This is a genomic window from Rahnella sp. EDr1-12 (assembly GCF_049206505.1).
Classification (GTDB): domain Bacteria; phylum Pseudomonadota; class Gammaproteobacteria; order Enterobacterales; family Enterobacteriaceae; genus Rahnella; species Rahnella rivi.
Genome location: NZ_JBLZNY010000010.1, coordinates 48,777 through 68,357, shown reverse-complemented (window position 1 = coordinate 68,357; position 19,581 = coordinate 48,777). Strand labels below are relative to the sequence as shown.

Below are 19,581 nucleotides of genomic sequence, written 5' to 3'. Positions count from 1 at the left end.
CGAAGGTGTTGAATCACGGGTCACGCTTTGACTGATGCATGACCCCATTTATTTATTCCTGAAGAGCCGCTGTCAGATTGCGACATGGCAGAAGTAAGTCAGTAAGACTGCTGTTGGAAAGCTTTTGTGGCAGTGAAATTTCGCACTGTGGTTTGCCCGCCCAGTGCACCGACATTTTTTCACCCGCATTTATCCCACTCAGGTAAACGTTGCCGTCGTCGCTGACGATGCCCACGCCTTGTTTTTTACTGTTAATCACCGTTGAGCCAAACGGCGGTACTGAACCATCAGCCAGACGGATAACAGCCATTGCTTTCTCCCCCGAGATGACCTCAAACTTACGGTAGCCAATGGCCCCTTCAGTCAATGTCCCCTGAACCACTGAACGAACAGCTTCGGCATTCTCAGGTAAATGATTCAGGTCGATACTAATTCGGTTACGGTAGTAACTGCCGACATCCGTAACCACTGCTTTGCCAAAACGGTTGGATTTGGTATTGGCGCCGTATCCACTGAGAGGTATGCCGCCCACACCATCGGTATCCACCAACATGCGTGTCCCACCCTGTGAACCACCGCGGTGTAATGCTGCCCCTTCAAGCGTTGCAGTCGCGCCACCCTGCAATGACATCCCCACAGAGGAATAACTGCCTTCCTGATAACTAGCGTTTACGTCCACCTGAGCAAGATCGCCCTGATGGCTGAAACTGCCGCTTGCGGTGCTGCCACTTCGGGAAATACCGCTGCTTACCTGATAGTTGTCGTTGTCGTTTATCCGGTCGTAATAGTTCACCTGATGAGTGGTGTCATTTCGGTTAATAGAGTTGCTGTAGCCTACCGAACCGGTATTCCCCCACGGCATCGACAGTGACAGATACATGCCGTCGTCATTAGTTCCGTTATATTTATTCCGATAACCGGTCAGCGACATGCTGATATTTTTGAAGCGACCAATATCCATATATTTGGACAATGTAAGGTTGTAACGGTCATTAGCCGGCCTGTCCCAGTACGTCTGATGGCTGTAGTTCAGGTAGGCACTCAGACCCAGATCGCTGAACTGCTGGTTGAAGGTGATGGTGTACATCTCCTTGCTGTTCTGAGAGCGGATGCCATCAGTACGCGCCTCCAGATATTCGCTCATACTCATGTAGTTCTTCTGCGAGAAACGGTAGCCAGCGAAAGTTACCTGACTGTCATAATCATCAAAGTTCTTTGAGTAACTCAGGCGATATGATCCCCCTGACAGCGTACCCTCTTGCCCAGGCAATTTCGCACGTGACTGAGTCGCATCCAGCGACAATGCGCCCAGCATCATCAGATCACGCCCGATACCTAATGCCATCGCATTGTAATCGCCACCCGCTACGCCGCCGCCGTACATGGACCAGCCGTTGCTGATACCCCAGGAAAATTCACCGGTGGTAAACAGCGGACCATTGGTTCTATGCTGCCAGTCATTAGGACGGCCGGTGGCCACTTTGTAACGCACCGTGCCCGGACGTGTCAGATACGGAATACTGGCGGTATCCATTTTGAATTCTTGTACGCTGCCGTCTTGCTCCTCTACGCGTACATCCAACTGACCCGAAACAGCGTCATTGATGTCCTGTATGCGGAACGGACCTGCGGCAACCTGAGTTTCCTGAATAACACGGCCTTGTTGGCTGATTATGACTTTCGCATTAGTTCTTGCTACACCCGTTACTTCCGGTGCATAACCCCGCAAATTGGGTGGCAACATTGAGTCATCACTAATGAGGCTAACGCCCGCAAAGCGGAAACTGTCAAAAATGTCGGAGTTGAGATAATTCTCCCCCATCGTCAGTGATGCGCCCAATCGAGGAATTGCGCGGTATGCGTAATAACGACTCCAGTCCCAGCTGTTTTTAGACGATTGGCCCGATCCGGTTTGTTTGTCAACACGCGTTTGCCAGTCGGCACGCAGGCGCCATGCACCAAGGTTTGCCCCAAGGGTGCCGTTACCACTTATACTGTTATTTTGGTTGCCGGTTTTTTGCTGACGCTGGGTTTGGGTATTGATGTTGTAATCCATCAGGATGCCCGGAATACCGTTGTCCCAGCGGGATGGTGGGTCCCAGTCTCCGGAACTGTATTCGAGCCATGCTTGTGGAATACCGAGATAGAGTGTTGCTTCGCCCAGATCGCCTTTCGCTGTCATGCCTTCTATGCTGCTGACCTGAAGGCACTGACCCTGGTGAGTCCAGCGTAATTTGCTGTTCATTTCAGGCTTAAGGCCGAATTGTTCAACTAGACTCGGTGTGATGCAGGGTTCACTCCCCTTTGGATCGTTATCCGGGGCGTAATAAGTGACAGGCTGCTCAGGAAGTTCCTGTTTATTAACGTGAAGAGACATAACGTAGTTTCCCGGCATGATATAGCCGCTGCGGGAAAACTGATCCAGATCGAAGTTACTTCGATCATTGACGTCTAATACATCGGTATTAAAGGAAAATTCTTCGGCTTGTACAGTTGTCATCGCTCCGCTGATAAGATAGCTGACCATTATGGCTAAAGCTCGCGGGCGTGACGGCCATATTTTTAAATGAGATAACGCCAATTTTTTATGTTTTTTATTCTTTTCCATAAGGCGCAACGTCCATTCCATAAAATTCAGCCAAGCCTGACCCTTCAATATTGACACCAGGCATTTTTACTGCGAGAGATATATTCAGTAGTAATCCATTTTGAATTTAACCGTAGAGAAATATTCTCCTGCACGTAATAATTTATTATTACTAACTAACCGCAGGGAGTATTTAAGCGGCATATCGCCTGAATGAACTTCCCCTTTCGGTAAAGCTATGCCAGGTAATGCGATATTTCCCTGACTGTCAGCAATCTGCAACGCTATACCTTGTGCTTCACCGTGAACACTAAACAGGCCTGCATCAGGTTTGCCATCAAAGGTGACCTGGAAATGCTGCCATTCAGGTTGCGATTTGCTGTTCTTTGCCAACGTGCAGTTCACCAACTGAATGGTAAAAGGACGTGTAATACTTTGCCCTTCCCGGGCAATGACGCTTACCGGCATTAACCCCATATCTATTGTTTGGTCACGGCTTGAAATGTCGATAGCGCAGGCTGTTTCAATGATTGAACCCAGCATGTACACCTTGCCCCACCCTTGGGGATCGGAGGCCAAAACCTGACCCACTACACTGATATTGAGAAGTATTAACAGAGCACTGATGCCCATTTTTTTGGACATAAATTAACCCGACTTTCGTAGCGGATAAAAAAGCACGCGGGTTGCCCCGCATGCTTACGCTTTGTCGCTATTACTGATAAGCCAGTGTGAAGTTAGCAACACTTTTGAAATCACCCGGGACGATGCCTGATGACGCGCCATCACCCTGCAGGTACGCTGCAAATAACAACGTATTATTACCGTTCTGCAGAGCCTGAGCGGTAGTTGGTTTACCCAGTTCCAGCACTTTGCCTGTACCGTCTGTCATTGCAATGCTCGCGCCCTTCGCAGTACCTGTCAGACCTAACATCCCTTCAGTGCCGCCTTTGGAGCCGGTAAAGGTTGCAGTGACCGATTTACCTTTGTCACCCAGGGTGCATTTTTCAAGTTTGATTTCGAAGTTTTTAGGGGTGGAAGTCCCTTTATTACTGTCCGCAGCCAGCGCAACGTTAGAAACCTGACCCAAGTTAACTGTCTGATCAATGCTGTCTGGATCGATTGAGCAAGGGGCATCAACAATCGAACCTGTGAATGTGACCGTACCGTGCCCTTGATCCGCCTGAGCGAAAGAAGAAATACCCATAGCCAATGCTACACCGAGAACAATTTTGTTCATTTTCATTATATATTCCTTTAAATGAATTTTTTGGATCGCGTGTTTATTTTAAATATGTGTCAGAGCCACAATATTTCTCGTTTTAAAAACTGGTATCGGACGTAGGTAACACCAATAGACAGGCTAAAAAGGCTATTGAATTAATATAAATTTTACGTGTTACCTCATTTCGTCGGAAATAATTATTACAAAACAGGAGTGTATTTAAAACACCTAAAACAATTTTTGGTTAAATTCACAACATTAGCTCAGCGTTCTTTTTTAAAAATAATACGCACAGAACAATAACCCGATAAAACAATAATCGGCAGCATTAAATGCTGCTAAAGTTTATTGTATAAATTTTTGCGCCATAAAAGTGATTTAGGCGAGATAAAACTTCATTGAGCATGAGTACTACAGTTAGCGTTAGAGGGCAGTCTGCAGCGAGAAAACCTGGTTAGCGACGATATTAAGGTATAAATGGGTTGAAAGCGTTTAGGCTTCATAACAAAAAGGGGCTGCGTGTCTCATCTTTAGTAGGATTCCCAGTGATAGCAGAAAGATGCTTTAATTCAGATTTGGCTTATCAGTGGCTTGACGTGCCTGTTCAGACTGATGGCTGAAGACTTCATTAAGGGCCGAAATATAACTATTGATAACAAGAGATTCATCAAATTCTTTCTCCATTTTCAAACGACTTTGCTTGCCCATTTCACAGCGTTCCTGATGTGATAAGCGAATCATCCTGTCTAACACTTGTAAAAGGCTTTCTGTGTTCTGCGGCTGACATATAAAACCGTTAATCTCATGATTAACGGTTTCTCTGCACCCTACATTGTCTGTCGTAATAATTGGCTTACCCATCGCGCCTGCTTCCAGCAATGATTTTGGTACTCCCTCGCGGTAGAAAGAGGGCAATACAACACAATCCGCGGTCGCTATCTCGCGCTCTACATTATCGGAAATCCCCAAGTATTTGATGATTCCTTCCTCAACCCATTCGGCCATGACTTGTGCGGTGACCGCTGTGGGATTTTTTACGTCAAGAAAACCTAATAGCCCGAACTGGCAGCTGTCTCCGTAGCGCTGTTTAAGGATCCTGGCGCAATCGACATATTGCTTAATCCCCTTTGAGTAAAGCATCCGGGCCACCAGAATGAACCGGACAGTGCCATCATCAGGAGCCTCTCTTCGATAGAAACGTTGAAGGTCAACACCTGATCCAGGCAATCTCACCGATCGGGGATAATTGGGAATAATTTCCCGAAGAAACATGCGTCGATCTTCTTCATTCTGAAAGAAAATTTTAGCGGCACTACCTTGGCTTATTCTGTACAACTGGCGACAGACAGTGCGGACAATCCCGCCATTAATAAAAACATTCCCCAATCCAGCAATGTTGTTAATAACTGGAATAGAAAACATCCTTGCAACCAATGAGAAATAGATGTTATTTTTCGGTGTGAAATTTAAAACAGCGTCAAACCTATTGCCTATCAGAACGCCTAAAATTGCGAATAGCGTCATAGCATCTTTGAAAGGATTGATGCCACCCTGATCTATTTTTAGTGAAATATACCCACACCCTAAATCTTTAAGCTTCTGAGAATACGTATCCTCAGGCGCGATTGCCACAACATTATACCCTTCACTGATGAGTTTTTTTATAGTATTAGCCCTGAAATTAAACAGATACCAGCTTGTATTAGCAGTAATCGCAATGCGTTTCCCTTTAACTATTTTTATTGACATACCTATCATCCTTGAATGAGTAATTATTTAAAATCTGAAATGTATGAAAGAGAAAATTCACTTACAGATTTACCGCCGGTATCAAACTCCACCTGGAATGGGCTGGTCCGACTAGAACTAAAATAACCAGGCCAATATTTTTTTGCTGCACTGACAATGGGGTATTTGTAAGCACGTTCATTTATGCTGAATGAAGGGGGTACATAAAAATATTTATTAATCATTTCTTTTTCAAGAAAAGGTAATTTAAAGACATAACCCAATGATTGTGATATCGCGTATTTTTGCATTTCTCTCGACGGTAACACACGGAACATAAAAAAATAGCGGATAACTAAATGAAAATCTCCAAGACCATCATGAAGAGAATGTAATTCCTTATTTACCCATTTTTGTACCAGGTTACCTGCTGACAGCTTAGACGCTTCATTCTCCACCAGTGACCTGATGAACATGGATACAGGCCCAGGTGCCTTCAAGCAGTGGAGGACTTTTGTAACACGGTATAATTTTCTACCCAGAGTGGTGTTCTTCTTTTTCCATACGGGCATCCATCCCAGCAATATTCCCAGATATCGGCAATGCGTTTTGCAGTACAAATCGTATAGCTTATCTTGCGGAAGCCCTGAAAACAGCGAGTCTGCACCCTGCCCATCTAGAATGGTTGTAGACTTTTTTGCATTCGACTTGGAGAGCATAGCTGGAATCACCAGTGCAATTTTATCGGCGACCGGCTCCCTTGTCAGATCAATGAACATACGCGCGATTTCCGTAAGATCCCCACAAATCTGCTCTTTATGAAAAGTAATATTTTTAGATCGACACATTTTTTCAGCCCTGATACTTTCTTCGGGCATTGAGGACATAAAGCAATTGAGGGCAACTTCTATTTTACCCATTTCATGAGCTACGGCCAGCAATAGAGAGGAATCTAAACCACCACTAAAAAGAACTCGGAAACTCCCAGCGACTTTGTTCAAAGAGTTTTTAATATCTTCCTGAATATCATACCGTATATTAATTTTATCGTTATCATTCATCCCTACTTCTGGATATCGGGTAACGCAGGAAAATGGGGGAATGAGGCTAATTCCCACATAGGGGGCTAAAACGTAAACCCCTTTATATAAAGTAAACGGGGGTGCAATAAATCCGAAGCGCCGGTAAAACTCTGCCGAATCTTTATCAACGGCGATTTTATGCTCTTTTTCTATCTCCGTTAATTGGTCAGAAAGAATGAGATCTGTGCCAGAAAAGGTGATGTACAGTCGATTTTCAATATCGGAATTATAAATAACACCGTCTTCAACAACTAATGATAAATTTGTTAGCTTCTCTGATACTTGTATGTCCGAGATACTTTCTTTAAATAACATGGATTTCCTTAATTAGTTCATAAATAACTATTCAGCTGCATTGCTAATTGATAATATGGGCACTCAGGACGATCGCCCTGATGCAATTTAACAAGACAGGATTTCAGGATGAAAATAAAATTTCGGCTAAACGAAATAGCCTTTAATGTGCTAAATCTTTCTTCTATTAATGTGCTTAATCTGATAGTAGCGTTAATCACCCTGCCGTACCTTTCGCGGGTATTAGGGCCTGAGAATTGTGGATACTATTTTATCTTTATTTCGGCAACGATATTTGCCGCTATTTTTACGGATTACAGTACGCAAATAACCGGCGTGCGCCAAGTTGCACAAAATCAGAATCCCGCGAAACTCCAGCCTCTTTATAACGAATTCCAAGCCGTCAGAATGGTGTTCGGTATTGCCGCATGCCTCATCTTTACGGCGTACACGCTGTATACTGTTCCTTCTGTTTCTATCGGCATTATAGCTGGTTACTTCGTCCTGACATTGGTTGGCCATTATCTTACCGCAGCCTGGTTTCATCAGGGGATCTCACGGCTGAGCACACTGGCCATTTCAACGCTAGTATCACGCTTGCTGCAAATTGCTGCGCTGTTGTGGTTGGTCAACGGCCCCAACGACATGTTAACGGCGGTGTTTATTAACGCTTTCGCCTATGCCGTAACCGGCGTGTGCGCACTCTGGTACCGAACATACCATTTATCCATTCACGAGAAACTCGACTTCAGCCAGGTTTTACGTACTGTTAGGCAGGGCTGGAACAGCTTTGTCGGCGACTTCGCGCCTAATCTTTACAGCAATATCCCGCTGTTAGTCATTGGTTCTCTAGTGAGTCCGGCCGTTTTCGCTGGTTACAGTATGGCAATGCGCCTGGTGGCTATCGCGGGAGCCGTGCAACTTATGATGTCCAAGGGCGCGTATCCCGTGATTGCCAAAGGAAAAGGCAAGTTTGCCCATCTGCTGCAACTTAATATTCTGATGTCTCTCATCCCAGTTTTGGTTATCTGGCTGTGCGGCGAGCGAGTCATCACGCTATTTCTGGGGGGCGCCTATCCAGACGTGGTGAACTATCTTAAATACCTGAGCCCCGGTATCGTGTTCAACGGTATGTTAAGCGCCTTTGCTTATGGCTATTTCCTGCCGAACCGCCATGACACAGTATTTCGTAACACCTCTGTCTTCGTGTCGCTTGTTTCAGCTGTTATCGGATACGGGCTGATATATGTATGGTCTGTGACGGGTGCCATTGCCATGTTCGTGTTTGCCCGCGCCCTGTTTGTCTTATGTTATTTTCTGGCTTACCGCCGTCTTATCCGCCTTTGAGCGGACGATTGCGGGTCGCTAGAAAAAGGACAAATACGCAGAGCGGAAAGATAAACCCGGATCGATACCGAATCGCTGACCCCGGGTTGAACAAACCGAACGGATAATGGGTCATGAATAAAACCAGCACAAACGACATCATCAGTAAAAGTCCCATGACATTGAGTTGCTTGCCGTAAAAGACTGCTCTCCATCCATTGAGCAAAATAAATCCAAAAAGAAAATGTCCTTCTATTGACGAAGGGATGAGTTTAAGGGAGTGAATGGCCTCGGGTAATGTGGGTCCGATAAAGGCCATGGGCACGCCAATAGGAAGATATGTAAAGAAATCCCACTCATCCAGCCAAAATGTATTGTGCCGGGTTGATCCACCGCTTTGCGAAAAGTGTAACGGCATGATTTGGGTGTATTGATATATTTCATCCACATAACGTATGCACAAACCAACGCATATCACGCTCATGAGAACGATCAGCGCCAGCATGAGCTCTTTTCGAAATCCGGCGTGATACGCAAGAATTCCCGCCACAGAGAGATAAATACTGACTGAATAATGCGGCTTCATAAAAGTTAACAAAGCCAGGCCGGCGATTTGCAAAAGCGAAAAAAAACGACGTCGCCGGGTTAATAGATCAATAAGGCCGCCGGTACATAAACAAAAGGAGAACAGGACAAACACTTCTTTTGAAAAAATGGATGTCCATACCCCGAATGAGGGTAGTGCAATCAGTATCATGACCAAAGCATTATTGCGTGCTGAAAATCTTGTTTTTTCTAAAAGATATAGTATTCCTAAAACTGATAATCCAAGACACAGTATAAATCCGCCCCACGTACCTAAAGTGACTCCGATGAAAGACATAAGATACGCAGTGCTGGCGATATTATTGCGATTAAGGTGCTCTCCGTGTAAGTAATCCTGGGTATCTCCAAGGGAGGTGAATTTGGAAAATACAAGCACAGCGAAGAATGCATAGGCTATTTTGAGTAAAAAAATTGCTAATAATTGATGACGGGAGGTATGCATAACAAATCCAAATCACGAAAGGTCTATGAAGGCACTGATTTTAAATCACGCTTTATAGGCCGTTTTGTATTGGTAATATTCATAATAACCCTGCTGGAAATATTGTGAGTTACGCCGGAAAGTGCCGTTCAGAACGACACCGTTGATAGGATGTCCTTCCTGCCGGAACCGTTTGACAGAAGCAGCCAGTTCGGCAGAAGTGGTAACATCAAACCGCGCAACCATTAGCGTGATACCGGCGTGTGTCGCCACAATCGCTGCGTCTGATACCGCAAGGATAGGTGGTGTGTCGATAACAACCAGATCATAGTGCTTTCCAGCCCATGCACAGAATTCAGAAAAAGGCTTCCCAAGCAATAACTCAGAGGGATTTGCCGGAGTTGCCCCTCTTGAGAGCATATCAAGACCATGTAAATGAGTATTGTGTAAGCAATCCGTTATGCTCGCCTGCCCCGTCAGTATTTCAGCTAATCCGCCGCGCTGATCACGGTTGAAATATTCATGTAAATATCCACAACGCATATCTGCATCTACCAGTAATACCCGCATTCCTGACTGTGCAAATACTGCGCTCAGGTTACCGCTAACAAAGCTTTTACCCATCTGACTTGTTGGGCCAGTAACCATCAGAATGTTGTTTTTGGCCTCTTTGAGCTGAAAATAAATGCTGGTACGCAAACTGCGGATAGCTTCAGTTGCCAGTTCATCGGGATGCGTTACCACTAATAATTCCTTTGCATCAGTAGTGTTCTTATTTCTCCACCTCAAACCCAGCTTTTTCTTCGTTTCTGAAAAAGGAATACTGCTGTAAACATACAACCCCAGCGCCTGGATCTGCTCGGAACTGACTATCGCACGTTTGAAAAAGTTGCGAATCAAAACCAAGACAATGCCGAGCAGAGCTCCACCCAACGTGCACGCTAACACTATTAAAGACAGTTTAGGATGAACAGGATCTGGCAAAACTTCTGCATCATCGATGACCCGGACATTACCTACTGTACTGGCCTTGTTAATATTCAGCTCCTGCTGCTTATTCAGAAGCTGCATATAGATTGCCTGGGCCGACTCTACGTCACGGGTTAAGCGCAGCACGTCCTGCTGTGTGGTGGGCATGCCGTTAATCCGGTCTTCGAGCGTAGCTTTGGTTTTGAGCAAGTCACGTTTTTTCGCCTCAAGCGCCACATACATGGGATGGGATTTAGTGTAAAGCCGGGCCAGATCGGCCTCATCAAATTCAAGCGTGCTCAGCTGGGCGTTCACCATCGAGCTGGTTTCAAGCATGCTGCGCGCCTCAAGCGTTAAGTCCACCGAACTGTGCACGCGACGAAAGTCACTCAGGCGGTTTTCTGCCAACTCGAGCTGAGATTTTACCTGCGGGATCTGCTTTTGTAAGAAATCCAGGCTGTTTCTGGCCGATGCAGATTTTCTGGCTATATTTTGCTGAATATAATTCTCACTGATGGAGTGAAGAACCCGGCGGATCTTAACCGGATTTTCACCTATATAAGACAGCAGCAGCATGCCGCTATCTTTAGAGGACTCCTTAACATTAAAACTATTTTCAATATTTTCAATTGCTTTAAACCGGTTTAATTTCCTCAGCGTGAAGCTCGTACCCGCAGTTGCATCAGTGCTTTTAACTAATAAGGTAATACCACCCCGGTTAACGGCAACGCCTACTTTCCCGGTAAAAGACTGATCAGCTCCTTCGAGTTTATAAACGCCATGTTCTAATAAAGTCAGCACAAAACGGCGGCCAAGTAATTCGGCTGGCAACTCAAATTTCTCAATATTAACGGATGCCTCTGCATGCCCCATGAGGCGCGAGAGTGCCTTACCCAGCAAAGGGAAATGCTTTTCTCTGACTTCAGTGTCCAGCCCAAAATCTTCCACAGTCTTACCCAGCACCGATCGGGATTTCATTAAAATCAACTCTGAACTGGCACTGGACTCGCTATCGGGTAAAAAGCTGCTGAGCTCATTAAAGAGATTGGCCCCACTATTTCGCTCAAGCTGAATTAATGCTTCGGTCTGATATATTGGCGTTGTTAGCAGGCAGTAGGAGAGCGCCAACACACCGCTTATCATTGTCAGAGAAAAAATAAGGATTTTGCTGTCCAACAGCACGCCCCAAAGGTAATGAATGTCAATCAGAGACTCTTCATTTACTTCGCGACCAGAGCGGGCGGGATCTTTATGCATAACAATTCCTGTTTATTCGTATTTTGATTAATGACGTAACGCTCTGACCCAACCAGCGGCCGATGTCAGTAATTGCTGAATGCAAAGCTGATGTTCCTCCTGCGAACGTCTGAAGGGATCGGGTATTTCGAGGTGGTTTTGCCAGTGGCCAAACAGCAGTGTTTTCCCTTGAGCTTGCGGGGCGATGACTGTCAGCATCGCTATGTGCCGCGGCTCCATTACCAGGATCAAATCCTGTTCGCGGCACATCGCCTGCGTGAGCTGCCGTGCGACGTGTCCCTCCACGATAATATTATTTGCCAAGGCCACACAGCCAAAATCACGGTCGATCCCATGTCCTACAACGGCATTTAACCCAGCTGAGCTGACAGTGCTTTCAGGAAGGTTTTGTTGCAGAATGCGTGCACCTACGGGCGAACGGCAGATATTCCCAAGGCAAACGACCAAAATGCGCTGGAAAATTAGTTGTTCCAATTTTGTGACCAGCGGGTTGTTTCAGTCATACTGTGAACACTGGAAATTGTCGGGACAAGCTGAGTGATAACACGGTTCCACGCAGCTATTGGCGCAGTCGTGACATACACGATGTCGTAGGGTTGAAGCGTAAACTCGGTCCCTAAAATAAGCGCAGTAGCATCGCGAGCATTGAGCTGATACACATTCGCCAGCTTACCGCTGTTCTCACCGGTGCGTGTCTGAGAACGAATGACAAAGATGCCGCTCGCGTCGCTGGTCACCTGATCGATTCCCTCTGCATTACCAAGCGCTTCGGTCAGCGTCATTCCCGTGCGGTCCATTTTCAGCGTAGTCTGCTTTCTCACCTCGCCCATGACGAACACCTTAAGGTTGTCATTGCGCGGAATGTAAAGAATATCACCGGGCTCCAGCAACGAGTTTTGAGTCAGGTCACCGTTTTGCAGCAGTCCAGCAATTGATATTCGTCGTTCTTTGCCTTGTCTGGTAAGAATTGCATTATTCCAATCAGCATTTTCACTGATCCCACCCGCCTGGTTCAGTGCGCCTATGATGGTAAGCGGGACGTTAGTTATCGGCTGCTCTCCACTGCGGGTCACCTCACCGGTGATATAAACCTTCTTGGACCGAAAAGCCGCAACGCTGACATCCACCTGGGGAGACTCAATATATTTGGCCAGCCGCAGGGCAACCAGATCACGGACTTGGGTCACCGTTTTGTTTAGCACACTGATTCGACCAATATAGGGGTAAAAAATCGTGCCATCGGCATGAACACTGTTGCCGCTTTCACCCGCGCTGCGATATTGACCTGCTGGCGTAGTGAGTTCTGGATGGTCCCATACTGTGATATTAAGAATGTCCCCAACCCCAATCGTATATTGATAGTGGCTGAGTGAACGATCAAGCTGCGGATTGGAGCGAGATGCAGGTGGGATAATTCGCAACTTTTCTATAAGCTCCGGTGTGATGGCGTAAACATCCACCAGCTTATTGATGTCAGACTCCGAAGGAGATGAAGACATCATATTTTTACCTGAAGTCGATAAATGGCTTCCCGGCACAATCTGACAGGCAGAAAGCATGAGCACCCCAGGAAGGAGAGCAAGACTGAAGAAATAGCGAGAGAGTGTCATAGTTATTCGTCATTTTAATATTGGCGGGTGGACATTATTTATTCGAGCTGTTGACCATGCTGGGCGTATCCGGGGATCCCATATTTATGCGCGGAACGCTTCAACCGTTTTCTCACATAGCAATGCAGGGCAAAAATACCCACAAAAATTAAAAGTGAAAGCATCGGGTTAACACGCAGTAATTCCATCCCAACCCCCACGGCACAATAGAGAAAAGCCAGCGCAAGCATGAGGAACAGCGTTTGATGCGCAGAAAAGCCATACGCCATCAGTAAGTGATGGAAATGGGTTCTGTCAGGGCGCAGGGGACTCTGCCGATTTTGAATACGGCCTGCGGCGACAGCCACCATATCTATTAATGGCAGTGCCAGCAGCCACAAAGCGTTTGCCGGGGCAAGAGCTGTTCGTTCCCCCTGACAAGACAACATCACTAACCAGATCACAGTAAACCCGAGGAAAGTACTGCCGGCATCTCCCATGAAGATTTTCTGGCGCACGCCGAAGGGAAAGCCAAGATTAAGCAACATAAACGGAACAAGTGCGGCGATAAGGCACAAGCAAAACGCCATCATTTCGGGCTGCGAAGCCAGATAAAAACACACCGCGAGTCCGCCAAGAGACAACGAACACAACCCGGCAAGAAGGCCATCAATCCCATCGACCATGTTGAAGATATTGATGGAGGCCCCGACGGCAATCAACGTGACGATATATCCCGAAAAACCCAACGTTAGCTCATCGCCAAACCACAGTAATCCCAACGAACGCAGATAAACGCCATCCACCATAATGATGAGCGCGGCAACAGCTTGAACACCGATCCTCGGCAATACTGGTAAGTCAAAGCGGTCGTCCAATATTCCCACGGCGATTAACAACCCGCTGCTCACCAAGTAAGCATTCATATGGGAAAATTGCCCTTCTGTAAGAAAATTCAGGAGCAAAACCGAGAAGTAGATGGCGATCCCGCCAACTAGCGGAACGTGATGGGTATGTAATTTTCTTTGATTAGGTTTATCGACTAAATCAAATATGAAACTCAGACGTCGCGTAATAATAATTAGTAAAAGGCAAATTATGAACATGAAAATTATATTTACAAGCACCGCGATATTCCCACATAATGTTTCAGACAGGCTACCGCCTATGAATTAAATTCACATATAAGCACGCAAGGTAAAACCACCAAAATATAGGCAGCAAGAGTAAAATTTGGTAATTTTTGGGGTAATTCTAAACAAACTTTCTCCAACCTAATATAATTCTAGAGAACTCCCTGGTGTTTCCATATTTCAAAAATAATAAGACTGTCTTTCCTTCAAGAAGCACGATTATTATTGAAACAACATAAATTACTATTTTTGTGAGATTATTATTACAAGCATCCGATAATTGATAAAGAAAAAAAAGAACGGCAAACTATATTCGAATTTTTCAGTTAACATCATGAAAAAAAAATAATTAATCCAGAACATAGTCGCTAATATTTGATATTTTTCAGTAGAAAAATCTACTAAAATAACTAAAAATTCTAATTTTAACAAAAAAACATTGTTATTCATTAGGTTAGATAGAGATAAAAGTCACATAGTGGGATTTTTTCCACCCTGCGCAGTATAAAAAGGCAAGATTGAACATTCAGATGGAGGTTACACCAAAGTCTTCCTGGGTACGTAAAAACTGATTAATGGGCGTTCATTGACGTCTCTGACGCAAATTTGATGAAAAGTTCATGCTGAAGCAGACAACTTTTATTTATCATACAATATCGAAAGCAAGCTATGATTTATTCCGCTATAGCTGAAAGCTACCCTAGCGTTCACCCTTTTGGTTTTATTCAAAATGTTCATAACGCCGATTTGACACATTATGTTTAATGACAGGAAAATCTGTCTAATGTAGCGACGAACAAAATTCCACTGAAATTGCTAGCCCTACTCTCTGTGTAAACACTCCTCTTGTCACTCCAAACCGATCGTATTCCGTTTTCCGCTATTACCGGCAACCGCGACGGTCGGGCGGTGTTTTGGCCTAAACCCCACTATAGGGTATTCATCTTCGTATCAACCCACTAAATGCAGTGCCGAAAGGATCCTTTTTGGATCCAGCCTGCACAACACGTCAAATTATTTGATTCCGTTTTATGTCATAATTCCATAAGTCGGAAACGGTGACCGATCACGCCCACGAGTTTTTGCCGTGGTATCCGCCCCGCCGCTGGGCGAAAATGGTCACCTTAGCCGCCGCCGGCGGATAATTTTGCGCAGATTGCGCTGTGTGAATTCTGAAAAGCGATCAGGGGGTGAGTACGCTATTTTTTACGTAGCGCGATCTCGGACGTTTTTGGCCAAACGTGATGACATTTGCGGTTCTGTTTGAAGGGGAAGATGACCGATGACTGAGTTGACCACGCTGCCGGGACCGGAGCGTCGCCCCATGTTAATGGTGCGTCCGGAAGATCACCGGCGCGCGCTGGCCCTTCGGCAAATGGCAATGGCCTACGCCGACCTGCCAAGATACCTCTTATTACCGGAGGTCAGCGCCCTGCTCCACTATTTACCCGACTGGTCGCAGCACGCCCTGGTCTCCACGATGTGGAACACCGGCGGGCGGATCAATGAAGTGCTCGCGTTGAAAAGGCGCGACTTCCGGCTTAATGGCGATTACCCGCACGTGGTGATCCGCACCGCCAAGCAGCGCCGCGCCGGTACCGGGCGTCCGGCCAAGGGGAAATCGGCAAACCGCGTGGTGCCTTTATCCGATCCGGGGTTTGTGGACGAGCTGCGCCGGCTGTTCGCCAGCACGCGCGAAAGGATTGAGACCGACGCGCAGACCGGCGAACGGCGTCCGCTTCCCATCTGGGCGGCGACCGACAGAACGGTTAGAAACTGGTTAACCCGGGCGGTGGATGAGGCAAGGCGTGACGGCGTCACATTTTCAGTGCCGGTCACGCCACACGTGTTTCGGCACAGCTACGCCATGCACCACTGCTATCAGCATACGCCGCTGAAAGTGCTGCAGGCACTGCTCGGCCATGAGAAAGCGGAAAGTACGGAAGTGTATACGCGGGTGTTTGCGTTAGACATTGCGACCAGTCAGCAGATCACCTTCAGCATGCCGGAGTCTCAGGCCGTGACGTTGCTGAAGGAAACAGGCCGGACGCTAACGGAGTTCTGACGCAGAAATGCTGCATTTTTAGGGTAATTCACCTCGGGCTTTGTCTGCCCGCGTTCCCTTCTGACGTGCAGCCGCGCTACATCCTGCATCGGGCTTAGCGTGCTCACAGCTGAATTGACGCAATACTGCAGCCACCCGCTTCGTATCATGTTGGGATACGGGTTTTTTCTAATTTATGCCAAAGAGCTTTGCCCATTCTTCTACCTCAGAACGGTAGATGAAGGTTATGGATTCTGGTTCATAAATATTTGGTCCCTTAACGAGATTTATAAGACAGGGAAACTCCCTGGGCATCTGGTTAATCAGCAAGATTTCAAGCTCATCGTGACTGAATACGGAAGAAAATTTTCCATTAAGTTGAAGGTAGTCTCTTACCATCCATTCCCGGTATTCTGATTGATTACTCAGCAATTTCATGTCGGTCGTCTCACTTGAGGTTTATACATAGAATAGCAGAATCAATATTTCCCGTGGCCGGTTACCCCTGCGTTGTGCCTAGCAAATTCCTGCCTCTCAGGTCGAAAGCGATTGGATGACGGCGGAAAGGGCATAGTCTGGCGACATGGTTGATTCTTAGCGTGACTTTGGCTTCATGAAAACCATTATCTCATCCGGGACGGCGGCTTAGTACGTGCAATTTTTAAGATACCCCAGCCGCGGCCGCGGGGAACGCTTTTTCCCCCTGGCATTCCCGACGCTCTCACTTTTCACGAATTAGGCTTTACGCCCAGACTGCCCAACTTTCCCCTCTTCCACACCGAGGTGGCATTTTCCCTTTTATAATCCACAGCTTACCCCACTGCAAGACGAGCTTGTAAAGGTTGATCCTAAACTCGCCCAGGCTTGACCACCTCTGGTATAATCCTCGTTGTATCAGTGGTTTGCATACCGTCTGATGCGGTAAGGCGGCGGAAACGGGGGCGTTCCCGACCGCCCTATCCCCTCCCCGCACGTTGGGCTCTTTCCCGTATAGCCGAAAACTCCCCAAAACGACCGATCACCATTTTGGTATTTATTCCGCTTGAATTAATACGAATTTTTTGTTAGTTAGATTTTGTCGAGGGGCACTGATTGTCTAATAGAGGATTGGAGATTTTAACTGTGATTGAAGGATTAAAAATGGTTATCAAGGAAATTGCCAATGAACAAGAATACAGAGCAATCATTGATAGGTTAGGTGTTCTTTTTGATAACCAACCTGATAAAGACTCACCAGAATTTGAGGATATGGAGATGATGGTTTCTTTAGTTGAGGCTTGGGAATTAAGACATCACCCCATTTGAGCTCGCCTAATTGATAGCCTCTATCTGCTTTCACTATCACGATGCGTTCCCTCGCCAGATGGTCATGACCGCTAGCTCCGGCATATTACCCAAACTGCTAAAACTGACCCAGACCTCCGCTATGAAACACTGTCGCCGGCCTAAACAAATGCCCGGTCCAACTGCCCGTGCACTTAGACCTCGACAACGACTCGCGGCAGTTGGGAGTGCTCTAAATCCTAAAGCAGTACATGGGTCTGGATGCCGGGAACTAATTCACTAAGTTTAGTGGGCGTGCCCGGCAATGCGGCGGTGGATAACATCAGTCTCCGTTTGGATTTTTGTCAAATAATCCCAGCTCTGATTAAAACTGCAACTATGCCGAATATCAGAAGATGTCCGCAGTATATCCAGTAGAAAGTTTGTCTCGGTAAAAAGCGTTTTTCTTTCTTTTTAGTGTTATCCACTAAAGTCAGCATAAATAGTGGTAAACACAGTGTGGGAATAATTGCGAAAACTACCACTTTTAGCAGTGATGCATCCATTAAAGATGCAGCATTTAAACTGATCAGTGATATAAGCCAAACAAGTAGTAAAGCCTTTCCTGGCGTGACGCTGGCTAACATCAGAACTGAGATCAACACAAAGGCAATGCCTGCTAAGCCATAACTGGCGAGTGAGAGTGGCCATGCGAAGATTGTGATAAGAAGAATACCTTTCATCCAGCAATAATGTGTCCTGGGATAGACCCAAGCGACCAGTTGGCTGCATACGGCAAAGACAAACAAAATGTTCAAAGCAAACCAGGGCTGATGATCATAAAAGGCAAAGGCAAAAAAAGGTTGGGTAATAGCAGCCCACTTCCATTGCCGGTTCGCCAGTTCCTGAGCTCGCGTTGGTTGTTTTGCCATATTAAAAGCAAAAACAAGTGCAAACAGCGGCATGGCCATACGACCGACTGCGTAAAACATAGGGCTTGAAGGTGACAACAGAATATCATTTGCATGGTCTATCAACATGGCTACCAGAGCCACACATTTCAGCACATCCATATTGAAGGGTGACATTCTGTCAAAATAACCCGGAATCGCCCTCACCTGCCCGATCAGCATCTATTTACCTTCTTCACGTTTTTTCTTACAGACTCGGTTTACAGTACTTAATGAGGCACCACTCATTCTGGAAACATCTGCCAGTCTTTTTCCACTTTCTCGTAATGTTAGAATCAGCATATGCAGAGGCTGGTTGGCCTTTCGCCCATGAAACTTGCACTCAGCTTTTGCTTTTTCAATACCTTCCTTTTGTCGCCGGCGCCGATCTTCGTAGTCCTTTCTTGCAATTGCGGCCAGCATGTCCAACATCATGCTATTGATGGCCCTGAGCATTGCCCCAGTGAAGTCGCTGCCTCCCTTCCCGCTCAAAGCCATATGGCTAGTCGGTAAATCAAGACTCACTACTGCCAGCAGCTTTTCATTGATGATGGCTTTCAGCGTTCCCCAGTCTTCCTCGGATAAGCGTGAAAGCCTGTCAACCTGCTCGATAAGGATGACATCCCCCTTATCTGCCTCTTCTAACAATCTTATTAACTCTGGACGCTGGAGTGACGCGCCTGACTCATTTTCTATGTACCAGGCTTCAACACGGTATCCGTTCTCTTCCGCGAATGATTTCATCCGCTTTTGTGCCAGTTTAGCATCCTGACTTTTAGTTGAAGCTCGGAGGTACCCGAAAATATACATAAATGCCCCTTAATGTGTCATTAAGGTTATATCACAATGAGGTGTGTCATTTAGGTAGTGTCTTTTATCAAATTTAGCGATGATTAGCATCGTGTTATTTGGGTATGCCGAGCCGATTTTTTACGTTTTATGGTAACCGTAGCGGACACTCAGCGGAATTCACGTAGCGTAATCAAATGTAAGGAGGCTTAATGTCTAATAGGAGCGAACAGAAGGCATTTACTCGTGCCGGATGAACATCTAAAAAGTAACATCCTTCCCACTCCCCCCCCGACTGAAAGATATTTCTATATCTCT

The 19,581-nt window shown here is 46.2% G+C and carries 15 protein-coding genes; 3 read left to right on the top strand and 12 right to left on the bottom strand.

Annotated elements, in window-relative coordinates:
• Positions 1-52 precede the first annotated feature (52 nt).
• From ACO0U8_RS23270 to ACO0U8_RS23250, 5 genes are all read right to left on the bottom strand, one after another.
• A complete protein-coding gene (locus ACO0U8_RS23270) occupies positions 53-2,608 on the bottom strand; it encodes an outer membrane usher protein (RefSeq protein ID WP_421671708.1) in 2,556 nt (851 codons plus the stop codon).
• An 84-nt stretch (positions 2,609-2,692) separates the two neighbouring features.
• Positions 2,693-3,232 (bottom strand): fimbrial protein, encoded by a 540-nt coding sequence (locus ACO0U8_RS23265; protein ID WP_421671707.1) that lies wholly within the window; start codon positions 3,230-3,232, stop codon positions 2,693-2,695.
• 70 nt (positions 3,233-3,302) lie between these two features.
• Complete coding sequence (locus tag ACO0U8_RS23260; RefSeq protein WP_421671706.1) at positions 3,303-3,833, bottom strand: fimbrial protein; 531 nt, start codon at positions 3,831-3,833, stop codon at positions 3,303-3,305.
• Positions 3,834-4,376: 543 nt separating this feature from the next.
• Positions 4,377-5,561 carry a glycosyltransferase family 4 protein gene (locus tag ACO0U8_RS23255; protein ID WP_421671705.1) on the bottom strand — a complete coding sequence of 395 codons (1,185 nt, stop codon included), beginning with the start codon at positions 5,559-5,561 and terminating at the stop codon, positions 4,377-4,379.
• A gap of 23 nt (positions 5,562-5,584) precedes the next feature.
• Entirely contained in the window at positions 5,585-6,937 is a 1,353-nt protein-coding gene (locus tag ACO0U8_RS23250) for an asparagine synthase-related protein (protein WP_421671704.1), read from the bottom strand.
• A 108-nt stretch (positions 6,938-7,045) separates the two neighbouring features.
• On the opposite strand from ACO0U8_RS23250, the gene ACO0U8_RS23245 reads away from it, so the two are divergent.
• A complete protein-coding gene (locus tag ACO0U8_RS23245; RefSeq protein ID WP_421671703.1) occupies positions 7,046-8,263 on the top strand; it encodes an oligosaccharide flippase family protein in 1,218 nt (405 codons plus the stop codon).
• Here the strand turns inward: ACO0U8_RS23245 and ACO0U8_RS23240 are convergent.
• From ACO0U8_RS23240 to wecA, 5 genes are read right to left on the bottom strand one after another with little or no spacing between them, the layout of a single operon-like run.
• Positions 8,250-9,290, bottom strand: a complete 1,041-nt coding sequence (locus ACO0U8_RS23240) for a hypothetical protein (RefSeq protein ID WP_421671702.1) — start codon at positions 9,288-9,290, stop codon at positions 8,250-8,252. The genes ACO0U8_RS23245 and ACO0U8_RS23240 overlap by 14 nt on opposite strands.
• A 45-nt stretch (positions 9,291-9,335) precedes the next feature.
• The gene (locus ACO0U8_RS23235; protein WP_421671701.1) at positions 9,336-11,495 is read right to left on the bottom strand and encodes a polysaccharide biosynthesis tyrosine autokinase; all 2,160 of its coding nucleotides are present in this window, start codon (positions 11,493-11,495) and stop codon (positions 9,336-9,338) included.
• Between the two features lie 27 nt (positions 11,496-11,522).
• Entirely contained in the window at positions 11,523-11,957 is a 435-nt protein-coding gene (locus ACO0U8_RS23230; protein ID WP_421671730.1) for a protein tyrosine phosphatase, read from the bottom strand.
• Positions 11,957-13,105, bottom strand: a complete 1,149-nt coding sequence (locus ACO0U8_RS23225) for a polysaccharide export protein (protein ID WP_421671700.1) — start codon at positions 13,103-13,105, stop codon at positions 11,957-11,959. Before ACO0U8_RS23225 ends, ACO0U8_RS23230 begins: the two co-directional genes overlap by 1 nt.
• A 38-nt stretch (positions 13,106-13,143) precedes the next feature.
• A complete protein-coding gene (gene wecA / locus ACO0U8_RS23220; RefSeq protein WP_421671699.1) occupies positions 13,144-14,211 on the bottom strand; it encodes a UDP-N-acetylglucosamine--undecaprenyl-phosphate N-acetylglucosaminephosphotransferase in 1,068 nt (355 codons plus the stop codon).
• Between the two features lie 1,288 nt (positions 14,212-15,499).
• Here wecA and ACO0U8_RS23215 point away from each other — a divergent pair.
• Both ACO0U8_RS23215 and ACO0U8_RS23210 read left to right on the top strand, forming a co-directional pair.
• The gene (locus tag ACO0U8_RS23215; protein WP_421671698.1) at positions 15,500-16,282 is read left to right on the top strand and encodes a tyrosine-type recombinase/integrase; all 783 of its coding nucleotides are present in this window, start codon (positions 15,500-15,502) and stop codon (positions 16,280-16,282) included.
• A gap of 1,071 nt (positions 16,283-17,353) precedes the next feature.
• On the top strand, positions 17,354-17,566 hold the full coding sequence (locus ACO0U8_RS23210) for a hypothetical protein (RefSeq protein ID WP_421671697.1): 213 nt from the start codon (positions 17,354-17,356) through the stop codon (positions 17,564-17,566).
• Positions 17,567-17,889: 323 nt separating this feature from the next.
• On the opposite strand, the gene ACO0U8_RS23205 is transcribed toward ACO0U8_RS23210, so the two are convergent.
• Positions 17,890-18,657 carry a TraX family protein gene (locus tag ACO0U8_RS23205; protein ID WP_421671696.1) on the bottom strand — a complete coding sequence of 256 codons (768 nt, stop codon included), beginning with the start codon at positions 18,655-18,657 and terminating at the stop codon, positions 17,890-17,892.
• Complete coding sequence (locus ACO0U8_RS23200; protein WP_421671695.1) at positions 18,658-19,284, bottom strand: recombinase family protein; 627 nt, start codon at positions 19,282-19,284, stop codon at positions 18,658-18,660.
• Positions 19,285-19,581: the final 297 nt, after the last annotated feature.

Coding starts and splice junctions, on each gene's coding strand:
- ACO0U8_RS23270 (WP_421671708.1), bottom strand. CDS start 2,608: ATGGAAAAGAATAAAAAACATAAAAAATTGGCGTTATCTCATTTAAAA.
- ACO0U8_RS23265 (WP_421671707.1), bottom strand. CDS start 3,232: ATGTCCAAAAAAATGGGCATCAGTGCTCTGTTAATACTTCTCAATATC.
- ACO0U8_RS23260 (WP_421671706.1), bottom strand. CDS start 3,833: ATGAAAATGAACAAAATTGTTCTCGGTGTAGCATTGGCTATGGGTATT.
- ACO0U8_RS23255 (WP_421671705.1), bottom strand. CDS start 5,561: ATGTCAATAAAAATAGTTAAAGGGAAACGCATTGCGATTACTGCTAAT.
- ACO0U8_RS23250 (WP_421671704.1), bottom strand. CDS start 6,937: ATGTTATTTAAAGAAAGTATCTCGGACATACAAGTATCAGAGAAGCTA.
- ACO0U8_RS23245 (WP_421671703.1), top strand. CDS start 7,046: ATGAAAATAAAATTTCGGCTAAACGAAATAGCCTTTAATGTGCTAAAT.
- ACO0U8_RS23240 (WP_421671702.1), bottom strand. CDS start 9,290: ATGCATACCTCCCGTCATCAATTATTAGCAATTTTTTTACTCAAAATA.
- ACO0U8_RS23235 (WP_421671701.1), bottom strand. CDS start 11,495: ATGCATAAAGATCCCGCCCGCTCTGGTCGCGAAGTAAATGAAGAGTCT.
- ACO0U8_RS23225 (WP_421671700.1), bottom strand. CDS start 13,105: ATGACACTCTCTCGCTATTTCTTCAGTCTTGCTCTCCTTCCTGGGGTG.
- ACO0U8_RS23215 (WP_421671698.1), top strand. CDS start 15,500: ATGACTGAGTTGACCACGCTGCCGGGACCGGAGCGTCGCCCCATGTTA.
- ACO0U8_RS23205 (WP_421671696.1), bottom strand. CDS start 18,657: ATGCTGATCGGGCAGGTGAGGGCGATTCCGGGTTATTTTGACAGAATG.
- ACO0U8_RS23200 (WP_421671695.1), bottom strand. CDS start 19,284: ATGTATATTTTCGGGTACCTCCGAGCTTCAACTAAAAGTCAGGATGCT.